Source organism: Paenibacillus sp. P2(2022) (assembly GCF_029522175.1).
Taxonomy (GTDB): domain Bacteria; phylum Bacillota; class Bacilli; order Paenibacillales; family Paenibacillaceae; genus Paenibacillus; species Paenibacillus polymyxa.
Genome location: NZ_JAKWFI010000001.1, coordinates 1,364,501 through 1,380,235, shown reverse-complemented (window position 1 = coordinate 1,380,235; position 15,735 = coordinate 1,364,501). Strand labels below are relative to the sequence as shown.

At 44.2% G+C, this 15,735-nt stretch carries 14 protein-coding genes and 1 pseudogene; 3 read left to right on the top strand and 12 right to left on the bottom strand.

The window, feature by feature from the left end:
* Positions 1-70 precede the first annotated feature (70 nt).
* Complete coding sequence (locus MMB75_RS06275; RefSeq protein ID WP_016820780.1) at positions 71-1,303, top strand: aminopeptidase; 1,233 nt, start codon at positions 71-73, stop codon at positions 1,301-1,303.
* A gap of 74 nt (positions 1,304-1,377) precedes the next feature.
* Here the strand turns inward: MMB75_RS06275 and MMB75_RS06270 are convergent, their stop codons facing one another.
* The 11 genes and pseudogenes from MMB75_RS06270 to bcaP form a co-directional block, all read right to left on the bottom strand.
* Positions 1,378-1,869: a hypothetical protein gene (locus tag MMB75_RS06270; RefSeq protein WP_016820779.1), complete on the bottom strand. Its 492-nt coding sequence runs from the start codon at positions 1,867-1,869 to the stop codon at positions 1,378-1,380.
* 131 nt (positions 1,870-2,000) lie between these two features.
* Entirely contained in the window at positions 2,001-3,119 is a 1,119-nt protein-coding gene (locus MMB75_RS06265; RefSeq protein ID WP_044786032.1) for a glycerol dehydrogenase, read from the bottom strand.
* Between the two features lie 36 nt (positions 3,120-3,155).
* A complete protein-coding gene (gene bioB, locus MMB75_RS06260) occupies positions 3,156-4,163 on the bottom strand; it encodes a biotin synthase BioB (protein ID WP_016820777.1) in 1,008 nt (335 codons plus the stop codon).
* Between the two features lie 200 nt (positions 4,164-4,363).
* Positions 4,364-5,665 (bottom strand): hemolysin family protein, encoded by a 1,302-nt coding sequence (locus MMB75_RS06255; RefSeq protein ID WP_172494064.1) that lies wholly within the window; start codon positions 5,663-5,665, stop codon positions 4,364-4,366.
* A 389-nt stretch (positions 5,666-6,054) separates the two neighbouring features.
* Positions 6,055-6,510 carry a spore coat protein GerQ gene (gene gerQ, locus MMB75_RS06250; RefSeq protein ID WP_017427029.1) on the bottom strand — a complete coding sequence of 152 codons (456 nt, stop codon included), beginning with the start codon at positions 6,508-6,510 and terminating at the stop codon, positions 6,055-6,057.
* A 59-nt stretch (positions 6,511-6,569) separates the two neighbouring features.
* The gene (locus MMB75_RS06245; RefSeq protein ID WP_016820774.1) at positions 6,570-6,992 is read right to left on the bottom strand and encodes a cell wall hydrolase; all 423 of its coding nucleotides are present in this window, start codon (positions 6,990-6,992) and stop codon (positions 6,570-6,572) included.
* Between the two features lie 119 nt (positions 6,993-7,111).
* Positions 7,112-7,859 (bottom strand): annotated as a pseudogene (locus MMB75_RS06240) (SDR family NAD(P)-dependent oxidoreductase).
* 134 nt (positions 7,860-7,993) lie between these two features.
* A complete protein-coding gene (locus MMB75_RS06235; protein ID WP_016820772.1) occupies positions 7,994-8,389 on the bottom strand; it encodes a DUF2500 domain-containing protein in 396 nt (131 codons plus the stop codon).
* Positions 8,390-8,577: 188 nt separating this feature from the next.
* The gene (locus tag MMB75_RS06230) at positions 8,578-8,760 is read right to left on the bottom strand and encodes a hypothetical protein (RefSeq protein ID WP_013371387.1); all 183 of its coding nucleotides are present in this window, start codon (positions 8,758-8,760) and stop codon (positions 8,578-8,580) included.
* A gap of 152 nt (positions 8,761-8,912) precedes the next feature.
* Entirely contained in the window at positions 8,913-10,163 is a 1,251-nt protein-coding gene (locus MMB75_RS06225; protein ID WP_016820770.1) for a YCF48-related protein, read from the bottom strand.
* A gap of 159 nt (positions 10,164-10,322) precedes the next feature.
* The gene (gene bcaP, locus MMB75_RS06220; protein ID WP_277507222.1) at positions 10,323-11,714 is read right to left on the bottom strand and encodes a branched-chain amino acid transporter BcaP; all 1,392 of its coding nucleotides are present in this window, start codon (positions 11,712-11,714) and stop codon (positions 10,323-10,325) included.
* Between the two features lie 232 nt (positions 11,715-11,946).
* On the opposite strand from bcaP, the gene MMB75_RS06215 reads away from it, so the two are divergent.
* Positions 11,947-12,876 (top strand): L-lactate dehydrogenase, encoded by a 930-nt coding sequence (locus tag MMB75_RS06215; RefSeq protein ID WP_016820768.1) that lies wholly within the window; start codon positions 11,947-11,949, stop codon positions 12,874-12,876.
* 119 nt (positions 12,877-12,995) lie between these two features.
* Here the strand turns inward: MMB75_RS06215 and MMB75_RS06210 are convergent, their stop codons facing one another.
* Positions 12,996-14,099: a DUF3900 domain-containing protein gene (locus tag MMB75_RS06210; RefSeq protein WP_277507217.1), complete on the bottom strand. Its 1,104-nt coding sequence runs from the start codon at positions 14,097-14,099 to the stop codon at positions 12,996-12,998.
* A gap of 383 nt (positions 14,100-14,482) precedes the next feature.
* Between MMB75_RS06210 and MMB75_RS06205 the strand changes: the two genes are divergently transcribed.
* Positions 14,483-15,697, top strand: a complete 1,215-nt coding sequence (locus MMB75_RS06205; RefSeq protein WP_016820765.1) for an MFS transporter — start codon at positions 14,483-14,485, stop codon at positions 15,695-15,697.
* Positions 15,698-15,735: the final 38 nt, after the last annotated feature.

The window sequence follows — 15,735 nt, the reverse complement described above, 5'->3', positions numbered from 1 at the left end:
ATTTGCAAAAAAACTGTGCGAATTACCCTATTCTTATTTGAGGCTTTTTCGTGAAATGGAGGAAAGTTACATGTCAGATTTTCAACAAAAATTGCAGAAATATGCGGAATTAGCCGTTCGAGTGGGCGCCAATGTCCAACCTGGGCAGACACTTATCGTTCATGCGCCAATCTTGTCCGCCGAACTCGTACGACTTATCGTTAAATCAGCGTATACTGTCGGAGCTAAGCTGGTAAAAGTAAAATGGAGTGATGAGACGGTTACCCGATTACAGTATGAACTAGCTCCTGATGAAACTTTTAATATTGCCCCCAAATGGTACGCAGCCGAAATGACAGAAGAAGTCGAAAATGGCGCTGCAGTGCTCCATGTCATTGCCGAGAATCCTGATTTGCTTCAAGGGATTCCGTCCAGCAGAATTACCGCTGCCCAGCGTGTGCGATCACATGAGTTACGTCAATACCGTGAATACCAAATGGCTGACAAGTTCAGCTGGTCTCTGATTGCTTATCCTTCAGCAGAATGGGCAGCCAAAGTATTCCCTGATCTGCCAGCTTCCGAGCAAATGGATAAACTGTGGGAAGCCATTTTCAGCACTGTACGTGTGGATCTGGACAACCCTGTGGAGGCGTGGAATGAGCATTTGAAAACCCTCTCCAGCAAAGCTGATATTTTAAATTCCAAACGCTATAAAAAGCTGCATTATCTGGCGCCAGGTACAGACCTCACTATCGAACTGGCAAAAGACCATCTATGGGTAGCAGCCGAAAGCGTCAACCAACAGGGACATACTTTTGTAGCCAACATGCCTACTGAAGAGGTATTTACTGCTCCACTTAAAACGGGAGTAAACGGTAAAGTCAGCAGCACCAAGCCACTCAGCTACAGTGGCAATATCATCGACAACTTCTCACTGACCTTTGAAAATGGACGTATTGTCGATGTACAGGCCGAGACTGGTCTGGAGACTCTCCAGCATCTCGTAGAAATGGACGAAGGTTCACACTACCTGGGCGAGGTTGCGCTCGTGCCTCATAAGTCACCGATCTCTGATAAAAACATTTTATTCTACAATACATTGTTTGATGAAAATGCCTCTAACCATCTGGCTATCGGTAATGCTTATGCATTCAATCTTAAAGGCGGTAAGGATATGACTCAAGAGGAGTTGGCTGCCAACGGTCTGAACTCCAGTCTGACTCACGTCGATTTTATGATTGGTTCAGGTGAAATGGACATCAACGGCGTTACCGAAGACGGTACTGAGGAACCGATCTTCCGTAAAGGAAATTGGGCGATTTAACACGGTAAAAAAGGCTCTCACCGCTTGATGCGAGAGAGCCTTCTTGCTTCATCTTTAAGTTATGTTACATACATTTACAGTGTATTAATCCAATAATTCGCTGCAAGTCCAAATACGATTTGTACTATGCTGATGATGAAAAAGACAATAAAGCAGCTTACAACTCTTCGATTAATGGTTTGATGTAAGGATAAAGATGATTTCACATAAAACATGCTGCCTAATATCCCCAAACACAGACCAAAGATACCTGCAAATAGCCACCCTATAACTAAGCTGACCACGACAAAAGCCCAGCTCCAGCCCGGAGCCTTACTTACTGGAACATAAGGTTGATTGGACCCAAGATATATACCGTCCACAGCTAAATCTGCTTTGTTGCCAATGACCACAACATTCACAGCTTTCTCCTTCAATCGAATTGGAAAATCAATCAAGTTCAAAAATGCGTTCTGGCTTTTCACCTTCTGCTCGCTACCATTCACAATAATTTTTCCTCCGGTAAAGCCACGCTTGTACTCAATACTATATTGAATACCTTGGTCTTCTACATTCCATTTGGCCATCGCTAAACCCCTCTCAAATTTTAGGTAATTTTCTAATTATGTACCATGAAAATCATACCATAAGCCGCAAGTTAAATAATGGAAAAAGGCCGCTTATCAGCGACCTTTGAATCTACTTATTTCGTATGTGATTAGTTTCTATGTCCAATTTTAGTCTTGTAGGCAACTGAATACTGATCAGCCGCTAAAATCGCATCAAGCACATCATCCGCTGTAACAGCAAATGGTAAATTGTGAGCGGTTTCGCCTTCTTTGGTAGCAGCCTGAGCTACTCGGTACAAATCCTCTCGGGAAGCATCTTGCAGCTTAATGTCTTCCAGCGTAACCGGCAGATCGAGTTTTAGGTAAAAATCAATATACCGCTCCACCTCAGTTAAAGGTCTTTTTTCCAAGGCAAGCTGTACTAAGGTGCCAAAAGCTACTTTTTGGCCATGCGTCAGGTGATGAATGTCTCCTTCGAGTACGGTAAAACCATTGTGAATGGCATGTGCACCTGCCAAGCCGCCACTTTCAAAGCCCAAACCGCTTAGCAATGTATTGGCTTCCACCACCGCTTCAAGCGCTGGTGTAACGACTTTGCGCTTCACAGATTCATAAGCTTGCAGTCCGTAATCGAAAAGAACCTCCTCGCACTTGGACGCAATGGCTTCTGCCGCCAAGGTTGGCAAGCCGCCAGCCATAGTTGTAGCACGAGCTTCAATGACTGCACGGGCTTCAATCCACGTTGCCATGGCATCCGCAATACCTGAGGAGAGGAACAAAGGCGGTGCCTGGGATATGACCTTCGTGTCAACCAGGATTAAGCTCGGGTTTTTACTGAAAAAGGTATACGTATCAAATGCACCCTCATCCGTGTACAAAACAGATAGAGCACTGGTAGGGGCATCTGTAGAGGCGGTTGTTGGAACAATCACCACCGAGGAACCGAGTAGCTCATTAACGGCTTTGGCGGTATCCAGTGTTTTACCGCCACCTACACCAATGACAATATCGACCTGGCCGCTTCGTCCCTCATCAGCAATACGGTTTACTTCATTTTTGGATGCTTCTCCTTGAAACTCAACCTTTATAGCAGTGATATCAGCCTGCTCCAGACTTTTGACCACTCGATCGGCTGCAATCTCCCAAACCAGCTTGTCCGCAATAACCAAAGCCGTATGGCCTAAAGGCTTAACATATTCACCTGTTTTATCAATCACATTTTTCCCTTGCACATATTTACCTGGACTAATAAATACTTTTTCGCTCATCATTCAACTCTCCCTTCCATGTTTGTACAATCTCTATTATACGGCTGAAAGGGCACACATCTCAATTTCAAAGCCAAAATCTTCTATCATTTGATGATCAGCGGTAACTTCTTGGCCTGCTGTCGTTAAATAATCTCCTACAAAAATCGAATTTGCTGCATAAAGGGCTAGCGGTTGTAATGAGCGTAAATTCAATTCCCTTCCGCCTGCGACGCGTATTTCTTTGGATGGACAGATGAACCGAAACAGTGCCAACACCTTTAAAGCTTGGATCGGCGAGATCCGCTGTGCTTCTCCCAAAGGGGTTCCGGGGATTGGATTCAGGAAATTAATCGGAATAGAGTCGGCATCCAACTCTCGTAAGGCATAAGCCATTTGAACGATTTCCTCATTCGTCTCCCCCATACCGATAATAACGCCAGAGCATGGAGACATTCCGTGTGATTGAGCCATTTTCACAGTTTCGATGCGTTGGTCATATGTATGTGTGGTCGTAATCGAGGGATAGTTGGCTTTGCTTGTATTTAAATTATGATTGTAACGGTGTACCCCAGCATCTGCCAATCGCTGTGCTTGATCTCCCTTGAGAATTCCCAAGCAAGCGCAAATTTTGAGCGGCATGGTACGATTAATTTCTTGTACAGCATCAATCACCTGATCCAGTTCCCGATCTGTCGGACCTTTGCCGGAAGCTACAATGCAATATGTCCCCGCATTTCGTGCTAGGGCTTCCCTTGCCCCAGCCAACAATGATTCCTTATCCAGCATACTATACTTGCTGACAGGTGCCGTAGAAACGATGGATTGTGAGCAATAACCACAATCCTCCGGGCACAGACCACTTTTGGCGTTCATGATCATATTGAGCTTTACTTTTTTTCCGTAAAAATGATGCCTTACCTGAAATGCAGCTTGCATAATCGGTAATATTTCCACATCGTCCGCTTCCAGTACCGCCGTGCCTTCTTCCAGCGTCAGATTGCTGAAATGTATTGCTTTTTCAGCTAATGAGTCCCAATTTACAGCCTTATTGAATAAATTCATACTTCATCCTCCCTCATTTAGATGGTTATGTAAGCAGATGAGATTTTTACCGTAAGGAAATCCGCTTTATTGTCAACTTAATAATTATATATTAGGTTGACAATAACACAGATATCATATCAATTCACATCCTTTATGTAAAGAAGACAAATTAAAAAGCGACCCCACATCATTAAAGGTCGCTTTCCATATTTATTCCATTATGAGACTCCTGCTTCCTCCACGATGATAGGCTGTTTGATTAGCCGAATACGTGAAATCCGCTTGTTTTCAACTTCTTCTACAATGAACATACATCCTTCAAACACTACAGACTGACCTGGCTGTGGAGGGATAACCTCTACATGTGAGTAGAGCCAGCCCCCTACTGTATCATAATCCTCATGATCAAGATCTAGCCCGAAACGATCGTTCACTTCATCAATTAATAACATACCGTCAATGGAAAATTCCTCGTCATTAATCTGCTCACAACTCGGACGTTCTTGGTCGAACTCATCCTGAATTTCACCGACGATTTCTTCCATAATATCTTCCAATGTTACCATACCCGATGTGCCACCGTATTCATCAATCAAAATTGCAATTTGCGTCTTGCTACGCTGCATGCGTTTGAGCAGATCACTAATTTGCGTTGATTCAGGAACAGCAAGAATCGGGCGAATCATCGTACGGGTATCCAGCGTGTTCGCACGTAGAAGATCTTTAATATGGATAAAGCCGATAATATGGTCCTTATCTTCGGCGCAGATTGGATAACGGGTTCTCATGCTTTCCGTTGCAATCGCGAGATTTTCTTCTGTGGACTCATTACTGTATAAACAGATCATCTCCGTGCGCGGAATCATGATTTCCCTGGCGGTCGTGTCGGCAAAATCAAATATATTATCAACAAGCGCCAATTCCGTATTATCAATTAGTCCGCTCTTATTGCTTTCTTTCATCAGAATGCGTATTTCATCCCCCGTATGCGCGGAATCATCATATTCGGATACCGGCTCCAGACGGAATAAACGCAACAGGCTGTTCGCCATTCCATTCAACGCCCATATGAATGGATACATCAACTTGTAAAACCAAGTCATCAGCATGGCCGAATACAGTGTAATAGTCTCAGATTTACGAATAGCTATCGTTTTGGGTGCCAATTCACCCAACACAATATGCAGAATCGTAATGACAATAAATGCAATCACCACGGCAGTACCGTGTACGTATACCGCTCCCAAGCCAACGGCAGTAAATATAGGCTCAATCAAATGTGCGATGGCCGGCTCTCCGATCCATCCCAGTCCCAACGATGCTAAGGTAATACCCAATTGGCAGGCAGACAAATAAGCGTCCAAATTGTGTATCATATTGGCGGCGTATACGGCCTTTTTATTGCCCGCCTCCACCAAGGTTTCGATACGGCTGCCCCTGACCTTCACCATGGCAAATTCCGCAGATACAAAAAATCCATTCAATAATACTAATGCAAAAACAATAATTAAGTTAAACATACTCGGTAAAGGGTCACTCAATATGCTCCCCATCAGCCGTCATTACGGCAGACAGGCGCACCTCCTTCGGATATTTTCATCATAGACAGAACGATAACACATCATAAGCAGCGTCAACTTCCCAACACATTCACCCCTTCCAGCTTCCATAAGCCATATTCCGCATAAATGTTTAAATCATTCATCAGCTTATATTTAATTATATAACTATACTCTATACAGTCAAACTACAAGCAATGTCAGAAAAATCAATCCCTCTATCATTTAGGTCGAAAAGCTCTCATTTTCGCCTCTTACCACCAAGAAAGCAACTATATTTGAGAAAGAATATAAACAAAATACATCCCCTGCCGTTTGGCAGAGGATGTAAACTCATATATATGAAGGCATCAGCGAACCGGAGATCCGCCCGGGTTCCCGATGACGCCGGGATATTGGTACAACAATGGCTCATCAAAAGTTGCATAATCCAGGTTTAACATCAGCAGAATAGTCCGTTTGCCTGTCGCCGGATCACTAATAATAATGTGGTCCCGACCTGCTGCTTCCAGAATGCCTTTGAATATTTTAGCATTCCATTCTCGGTTATTTTCATAGGTCATATAAAAGGTTCCCGTTTTGCCCAAGTTCAAGCGTAAAATATTCTCGATGTATGATTGCTCGTATTGAGGAGTCTGAACCTGCACTACCGTACCCGTTGGTGTCATAGGGCTGCCACTACTTACTTGAGGTGGAAAGCCAGTCATAGGTTGCATGGTTCCGGCTGGAGCCATTCCTCTTGGCCATTCGGGATATCCATTGCCGGAAGCATAAGATACGGGACGGTAAGCTTGCTGTGAAATCATTTAAATTCCTCCTAAAATGGTTTTAATTTTTAAATTCTTCAAGCCATCCTGAAAGGTGTCTAATATACATTAGGACAGTCCTGTGCAGTCGGGCTAAAAAAGCAATGGGCTTTAAAGCGTCCGGTATTGGTCTGGTTATACCAGGTACCCGGGCAGTCTCCAGCCGGTCTGAAAAACCATAATGCATTGGATGCTGGACGTATTTTTTCACCATTGATTACACGCTGGGCAAGTCGAATGTCCCGATCACGGGCCCTCTGATAAAAATACCCCTTCTGAGTAGCCTCAAAACCTCCGGGGCTTTGAAACACCATGTCATTCATGAGGCGTATCCCTTGGAAATCTAGGCAATTGGCTAAAATTCGGTTCACACCGACATTGCCAACCATGAGCATTCCCGACTCGCCTTCACCTTCAGCCTCAGCCCGCATCAGCCGGGCGAGGGTCCTCACATCCTCTGAGTTGGTCTTGATTACAGCCACCGCGTCCCCTCCTTGCTTCTCCTTCACATACCCTATCCTATGGTACAAATGCCCAATAGGTGACAGTCCAGAAAATAAAAAAATAGCCCCAAGAATGGGACTACTCATTTAGGCTTTTATCATGGCTCGTAGATCATCTTACGCGTCATGCCACCATCGACCACTAGATTCGTGCCTGTTACAAAATCATTGCCGGGTTGTGTTAAATACAGACAGGCTCGTGCGATGTCTTTAGGGGTCCCTACTCGCCCAGCCGGATGCTGTTGATGGTCTTCCGCACGCAATTGCTCGTAATCCCCGGTTTCAATCCATCCTGGACTAATACAATTGACCTGAATCCTATCCTTTCCTAGCGATATGGCCATCGCGTGTGTAAGGGCGGCTATGGCTCCTTTGGATGCTGCGTAGTTCTGTGTCCGGCTCTGACATGAAAGCTCGTGTAGAGGTCATATTAACCACTGAGCCCCCTTCTGCGTTTCGCTTCATTACCTTAGCCGCTTCTCTGGTTGCAATAAAACAACTGCGTACGTTTGTATTCAGAATGTCATCCCATTCTGCTACGGTTAACTCATATGGAGATTTCCATCTGGATACGCCTGCATTGTTAATCAACGTATGAATTGTACCGTATTCTTCTTCCGTGGCACGGATCAGCGCTACAATATCTGCTTCCTTACGCACATCACAAGGAATAAAAATAGCCTGATGACCCTCGTTCCGGGCTGCTGCAGCGGCTGCGGCGCCCTCTTCCTCATTGTAGTCAGCAAATACAACTTTGGCACCCTGAGCAGCATAGGCAAAAGCGACCTCTTTCCCGATGCCATGCGCCGCTCCTGTTACAATAACAACTTGTCCTTCAAATGACACGACTTATTCCTCCTCTGAACTACTCTGTTTTAGTATATATGTACCAAAATGTGCCGTACAAGAAACATTCACAGCCCCCTACCCTGGCTCCTCGCAGAAGGCTGTAAATGAGCATGAATGTTTTTGACTGAATCCTACATTTTAACCTGCTCCAAGCTATAACGATTAAGACGCTGAAACCCGATATACCTTGTACCTTGAAAAGTAAGCCGTCCCTCATCCCCTTCAGCACATTGACCATATTCTTCCCCAGATACCTTGAACTCCATCCGGTCGCCACTCTCCACTTCAAAAGTTACATAATAGAAAGTATAGGTACGACTCCCTTGTTCCTCTTGGCGCCTCTGTTGGAGATGTGTCCTTCTGGCCGTAATGCGGGAACCCACCGTCAACACAGGCTGCCGCTTGTTCCGGCTCCATTCCATGACTTCCCTGCCCGCAGACAACACGACAATACCCAACACAACTACGAAAAATACGGGCAATACCGTACCCAGCCAATCGAACATCCATAATGACTCAAATCCCATGCACCGCACTCCTCTCCGCCAGGCATTCCACAGGGAAACCACTGGGCATCCTGACCTGCCTCAAGCCTTCTATAACAGTATATGTATGTTGCTGCCCAAATTTGATAGCAACCCTCAAGAACGCCAAGAGCCTCCACGGATTAATCCGGGAGGCTCAAGATATGGCGATATCAGAATGGCTCATCGATTTACACATGTACAAGCTGGAGATAACGTTGTGTTTCATCCAGAACTTCATGATCTTCTTCTTCGGCGTAACGCTCTGCGCATTGCTTGCAGTCCTCTTCCGTCGTGCAACCGTAGGCATCCTGACAAGTGTAGCAAAATTGAAGGTAGTATTGGGTTAACATATGATCCTGATTCGCTCTCATGATTATCACTCCTATCGTTGTTTACAGGTTTAGTATAACAGTGGCTCATTTGTTAGTTTGTGATTTTTTTCACATGTTGTCGTATAAAATTTAAATTTTTTAAAAATAAAACGCCCTGGGAAGACATCCCAGGGCAATCACCTTTATCGTGATTATAAAATTCTCCAGTTTGCACCACCATCTGTTGTTTTTAACAGCAGTGATTTCTTGTCGTCGAGTCGTTCCAAAAGCAGCCAACCTACCGATGAAGAAGCAAAACGCAGCTTGACTGATCGTGGGTAGTCTTTTAGCTTCGAAGGCAGCACCTTGTTGCCTTTGAGACTTGTCCACGTCTTGCCTCCATCTATTGTACGGCTCATTCCGTTTACGGTTATAACCCATCCTTCTTTATCGCTTAGAAAGGTACGCCCAGGAGTTATAGAATTATTATTGCTACTCAGACCCAATGGCACATCATTCCATTGTGTTCCTGTATTATTCGTAAACAGCCCGTTATATTTGGTACCGTTATCCCCATAGCAGAAAACCGGAATCCAGTATGAGGAACTGTTACCTTTAAGAGACTGCTGAGCTTCTGCCTTAGCCTGAGGGCACCCTTGCATGCTGTTAGCGACTGGAGTCCACGTTTTCCCTTGATTCGAAGTTTTATACAACTTCACGCTATTGTCCACGTTAATCGCCACAAAACCCTGATTGTTGGAAGAAAAGCTCATTCCCGCCATACTGCCTTGATCGGGTAAACCTGAGCCTGATTTGTTGGAAGTCATACCAGAACTTTGCACAACTTTATTCCACGTGGCTCCTCCGTCCGTGGTGTGATACAACATTTTTTGTTGATCCTGCTCATTCAGTTTAGTATAAGCCATGATCCAGCCTGTGGTTGGATTTACATATTGAATCGAGCTTACATGGTCTCCGCTAGGTAGCGCTGAAACATCCCAGCTCTGCCCTCCATCTGCCGTTCTTAGAATGACTGTTGCTGTTTGGTCCAGATTTTGGCGGACGACCCAACCGTGACGTGAATCTGTGAAACTGATATCCTTGCCATATTCAAGCTTGTCTTGAAATTGGACGTTTTCAGAAGGAGAAATATTATTCCATGTTTTCCCACCATCATGGGTATCATAAAGTCGAAGCTCATTATGGGTAACTCCCCAAACCAACCCTTTATTGTTATCGATTAAATGAAAATCCGCGATTCGTGTCTGTACTACATATTTGGCGTTTGGATCGCCAGCCTTTGGGGTTACCGGCGGATTAATAGTTATCGTTTGTCCCTGGTCATCTGGTTCCTCAATCGGAGGTTTAGTTACAGTTTTTGGGGGTTCAGCAGAACAGGCAGTTAGCAGGATGCCCGTCAATAGCATTACTCCTCCCAAGAGCGCACGCCAGCGCAGTTTCATATCAAAATCCTCCCTCGATGGCATGCGGTAATCACGTGCCAAAAGCTTATCTGAATCAGAATTATACCATAAACACCCCTATGTGACACTTTTCGCGTAATGACAAAAAAAACCGGCTCCTTCACAAATTGAAGAATGCCGGCTTTTTTCAAATATTGTTTAGGATTTATGATTCAACAAACTTTTATGATATCCATAGAAGAAATAAATCAGTAATCCAAGCAGTAGCCACACGATAAATCCGATCCAGGTGCTGATATGAAGCTGAAGCATCAGACCGATGCAAACCAAAGCACTCAGTAGCGGAAGTAACGGAACCCATGGTACGGTAAACCCTCTTTTTAAATCTGGTCGTGTCTTCCGCAAAACGATGACCCCAACCGAAACTACAGCAAAAGCGAACAGAGTTCCAATACTCGTCAAGTTGGTCAGTGCATGTAACGGGAACAAACCACTTGCCAATGCGATAATGCTACCCACCAGCCATGTGCTTCGAATCGGTGTTTGAGTTTTGGCATTTATCTTAGAAAGAAAAACGGGTAAAAGACCATCTCGTGACATAGAAAAAATTAATCGTGTCTGGCCGTACAACAGCACCAGCAAAACGGTCGTCATCCCTGCAATCGCACCAACTGAAATTAATCCAGCTACAAAATCCTGATGAATAAAGCGGAGAGCAAACGCAACCGGATCACTAACGCCCAACTGCGTATAAGGTACCATTCCCGTTAACACAACTGAAACGGCAATATACAATATCGTGCAGATCGCTAAAGAGGAAATAATGCCGATGGGCATGTTCCGTTGCGGATTGCGTACCTCTTCAGCAGCAGTTGAGATAGCATCAAAGCCTAGATAAGCAAAAAATACGATTGCCGCAGCACTCAATACACCAGAAAATCCATAAGGCAAGAACGGTGTCCAGTTGGCAGGCTTAACATAAAAGATTCCAATTCCAATAAATAGCAGTACGACCCCGACTTTGACACAAACCATAATGAAATTGAATCGGACCGTTTCCTTGGCTCCGAGACTAAGCAACAGTGTGATGAGCATGATGATGCACACCGCTGGCAGATCAATAATGGTCCCCTTGGTCGAATCGAAGGCTGCGGTTAAAGCTAACGGTAGATGTATATCAAATCCGGCCAGCAAGCCTTGAAAGTAAGCAGACCAGCCACTACTCACAGAGGCGGCCGCCACTCCATATTCCAGAATCAAGTCCCAACCTAGTACCCAGGCCAGAACTTCTCCAAAAACAATATAACTATATGCATAAGCGCTCCCAGCCGCGGGAACTGTAGATGAAAGCTCTGCATAGCACAAGGCTGCCAATACGCAGGCAATCCCTGCAATAACAAAAGAAAGCATCAAGCCGGGACCTGCATTTTCTGCTGCTGCCTTGCCAGTAATAACAAAAATCCCTGTCCCGATGATACATCCTACTCCTAGCATGGTGAGATCAAAAGGCCCCATTGTTTTCTTTAAGCGACCTGTAGATCCGCTTTCCTCGTGCGAGAGCAGTCCTGTTTTTTTTCGAAATAAGTCCATATTCCTAATCCTCTTTCCATAATTTCTTACGTCAATATCGGTGCTGCAACGCTTTAGTGCATGTTCCTATCGTTCGATTAATTATTAGCGAGCTCGCCTTTGAAGTCAAGGAAAAATGTCATAATTCTTTACGGTGGGTAAATATATACGGTACACTGAGTTAGAAACATAAATTTTAAAGAAATACCCCAAAATGAAAAGGTATACAACCCGAGAAGGAGATGAGGATTTAATGAGCTTAAAACCTTACAAACGAAGTAGAGTGGCTATTGTCGGCATGGGAGCGGTCGGTACAACAACTGGCTATACCCTACTGCTGCGCCAACGCATGTCAGAACTTGTCTTTATTGATGTTAACGTCAAGAAGGCGAAAGGGGAAATGCTCGATATGAATCATGGGCTTCCCTTTCTCGGCGGTGTAAAAGTGTGGGCGGGTGATTATGAAGACTGTCGTGATGCAGATATCATCATTGTTACAGCAGGCGCTTCACAAAAACCTGGAGAAACGCGCATTGATCTGCTTAAACGTAATGCCGAAATTTTTGAAAGTATTATTGATAATATAGTCAAGGTCAATACCCATGGCATTTTGCTGATCGCAACCAACCCGGTGGACATTCTCTCCTACATCTCTTGGAAACGCAGTGGTTGGCCTTCAAGCAGAGTTATTGGATCGGGTACATTACTAGACAGCGCACGTTTCCGCTATCTGATCGGGAAGCAAAAGGGTATCGACCCACGAAGCATCCACGCCCATATTATTGGTGAACATGGTGACTCCGAATTACCTGTATGGAGCACAGCTAACGTTGCTGGAACACCTCTGGAACTGGGCGAAGAAACGAAAAATGAAATTTTTGAAAATACCAAAAATGCTGCCTATGAAATTATAGATGCCAAAGGCGCAACATCATATGCCATCGGACTGGCTCTCGACCGTATCGTAGCCGCTATTCTTGGAGATGAGGGGTCGGTACTTAATGTGTCCACCCTGCTGGAAGATTATAACGGTGTATCTGATGTTTATTTAGGTGTACCAAGTATCGTCGATCACAATGGAGTACGTGAAATTTTGGATCTTCCGCTCAATGACGAGGAACGTGCAAGGTTGATTCAATCTGCGGACAAGCTAAGAGATCAAATTAGTAAAGTGCATATGTAATTCAGTAAGTTAGGAACATAAAAGCTAAACAAAAACGGGCCTCCACAGCGGATACATCCGTTGTGAGGTCCGTTTTTTGATAATAAAATTCAGTTTGTCGCCCTGCTATACGTTCCAAATTACCAAGGTGGTGTATCGCCATCCATACCCTCATTTTCATGTTGCCGTTTCTCTTTGAGTCGCTCAGCCACCGTTTCAAAGGATTCAGGTTGTAGCAGCTCAATCGGAGAAAATCCCTTTTCAAACGTAAATGCATCACCTTCAATAATAAGTGCATATCTATCATGAAGTTTCGTGATATGCAGCTTGGCACCAAAGTCGGATAGTAACCCACGCACAGTCGTATCATCCAGTTTGAAACGAACTTCAATTTCCGGTTTTAGCTCGACAATATGCTGCGCAGCTTCTACGACCTGAAGAGGCTCCCATTTTCCTTGTAGATCCCGTTTTTCGCTGGCCGCCCACAGTTCCAGATCGCGCTCTTCCTGCTGTCTTTCCTCATTAGATGCATCCGGCCATTTGGTTTCTACATAGTTCTGAACAAAGCCCATGACATGTTCATTAACAATTTCCGGCATGGATTGCTCATAAGTGACGAATTTCAAAAAGTCTTCAAAATACCGCGCATGCGAAGACTGATGTATTTTAAGCTCCCACTCATCGTTCATACCCTCCTCCAGCATGTATGGATACATGATGGATTTCATATTACGGGCTGAAATGGCCATTTCGACCTCACTGACCAGGCTGCTTTCAGTAATTCGTGCAATTTTAGGTTCAAAATCACATTTGAGTACAAAAATAAACGGGTCGTCAGAGTGGGTATTTAATGTAGCCTGTACAATAATCAGTGCTCCACCTCGTACCGCGCTTGTATCCAGATACATCCGCACCAGGTCATCACATGCATTTTTAAAATCTTCCTTATCCTCTGCTGCTCGTAGTCGAGCGAACATATTGAAATTCGGATTACTGCTCAGCTCATGTTCCGGTTCGACGATAAAGCGGCCAATTTTGGTCGGTGCCTGCTCTGTGCTGGGATTTTTTTCAACCTTTCGCTTGCTAATGCGAGCAAATTCCCCGTCCAAAAATTTTTTGACATCACTCTCGTCGTAATCATAGTCATCCATTGTAGCATAATGCTTGTAGGACTTACCGCCTTGTCCTTCTTTCCCGTCTACCTGAATCACAAAAAAAGATAAAAAGTCCACTTGAAAGTTCATTTACGTTCTATACGCTCCTTTTCAGGCATGTACGCGTAATTATATCACTATGATTTTAAAAGGTACATCGGATTCAGATTCTGATAGATAATAGACACGTAATAGTTAACATAATATTTATTATGTAATTTTATTTCTTTATTTGGATATCCCATCCAATTTGTAAATATGTAGTGATCCACCCCTCTTCTATTCTAATCCGCTTTTTTTGCATGATTGGCTATTTCCTTTTCTATCCTCTATTTTATTCAGGGATTACAAAAAACATTTGACTAAATAGCAGTATATTTATTATATTATCTATTATTATATAGACAAACTATAATTTTGTTTATAAAAATATTCAAGGAAATACTCTGAAAATAAGAAAGGAGAGTTTGTTGTTGTTTAAAAATCCATATATAAGGACCATTATCGCCTCCAATGCGTTGCTAAATTTGGGCATCTGGGTGCGGAACTTTGCCATACTGTTGTATGTAACAGATCTGACCCATAATGATCCTGTATACGTATCGCTCATTTCGGTAGCTGAATTTGCGCCTATCTTTCTGTTTGCCATCATTGGAGGTACATTTGCAGATCGTTGGCGGCCTAAACGGACAATGGTTAGTTGCGATCTGCTGTCGGCCGCGTCTATTTTTATCGTGTTGCTCGCATTATGGTACGGGTCATGGCAGGTGCTCTTGCTATCCACTTTCTTCTCGGCCATTCTATCTCAATTTTCTCAGCCATCTGCGATGAAAATATTAAAGCAGCATGTAGCACCAGAACAGCTTCAGGGAGTGATGGCTCTTTTTCAGTCTCTCATGGCATTATTTATGGTTATCGGTCCTGTCGTCGGTACATTTATTTACCAACACTTTGGAATTTTCTCTTCATTGTCTATAACCGGAATGTTGTTTCTTATCTCTGCGCTTGTTCTAACTCGTATCCCACAAGATGAGCAAGTAATTGAGATAGATCGACCAACACATTTCATTGAAGAGCTTAAAGAAGGAATACGTTATGTATGGAATAACCGTACACTTCGCACGCTTGGAGGAACATTTACCATAATTGGGCTAGCGGTCGGACTTATTCAACCATTAATGGTTTTTGTCGCCATCGAGAACCTTGGGCAAAACAAGGAATTTTTACAATGGCCGTTAATGGCGAACGGAGCGGCTATGCTGTTGGGCGGCGGTCTGATTATGGGGGTTGCCAAAAAAGTTCAGCCGCAATTGCTGCTGGCGACTGGACTTCTGGTCAGCACACTGACAACCTTTGGAGTCGGATGGTCGCACAATATTGTGCTGACAATGGCATTGCAAGTACTCAGCGGTCTATTTTATCCTTGCATTCATATTGGTATCAACACGATGATGATGAAAAATGCCGAAGCTGCTTTTATCGGCCGCGTCGGTGGTGCCCTCTCTCCCCTGTTCTCGGGGATGATGGTCGTGGGTATGAGCATCGGCGGTACACTCAAACGCGAATCCTCCCTGAACACCGTATATACCGTGAGTGCCGGTTTATTTTTACTGGGAGCGATGCTGTTGTTACCATTGCTACGTGACAGGCAGCCTGTACAAGCTGTCATAGCCGATGATTCTGAATAACACCACAAGAAACCGCCCTTGGTAGATATGACATCTCC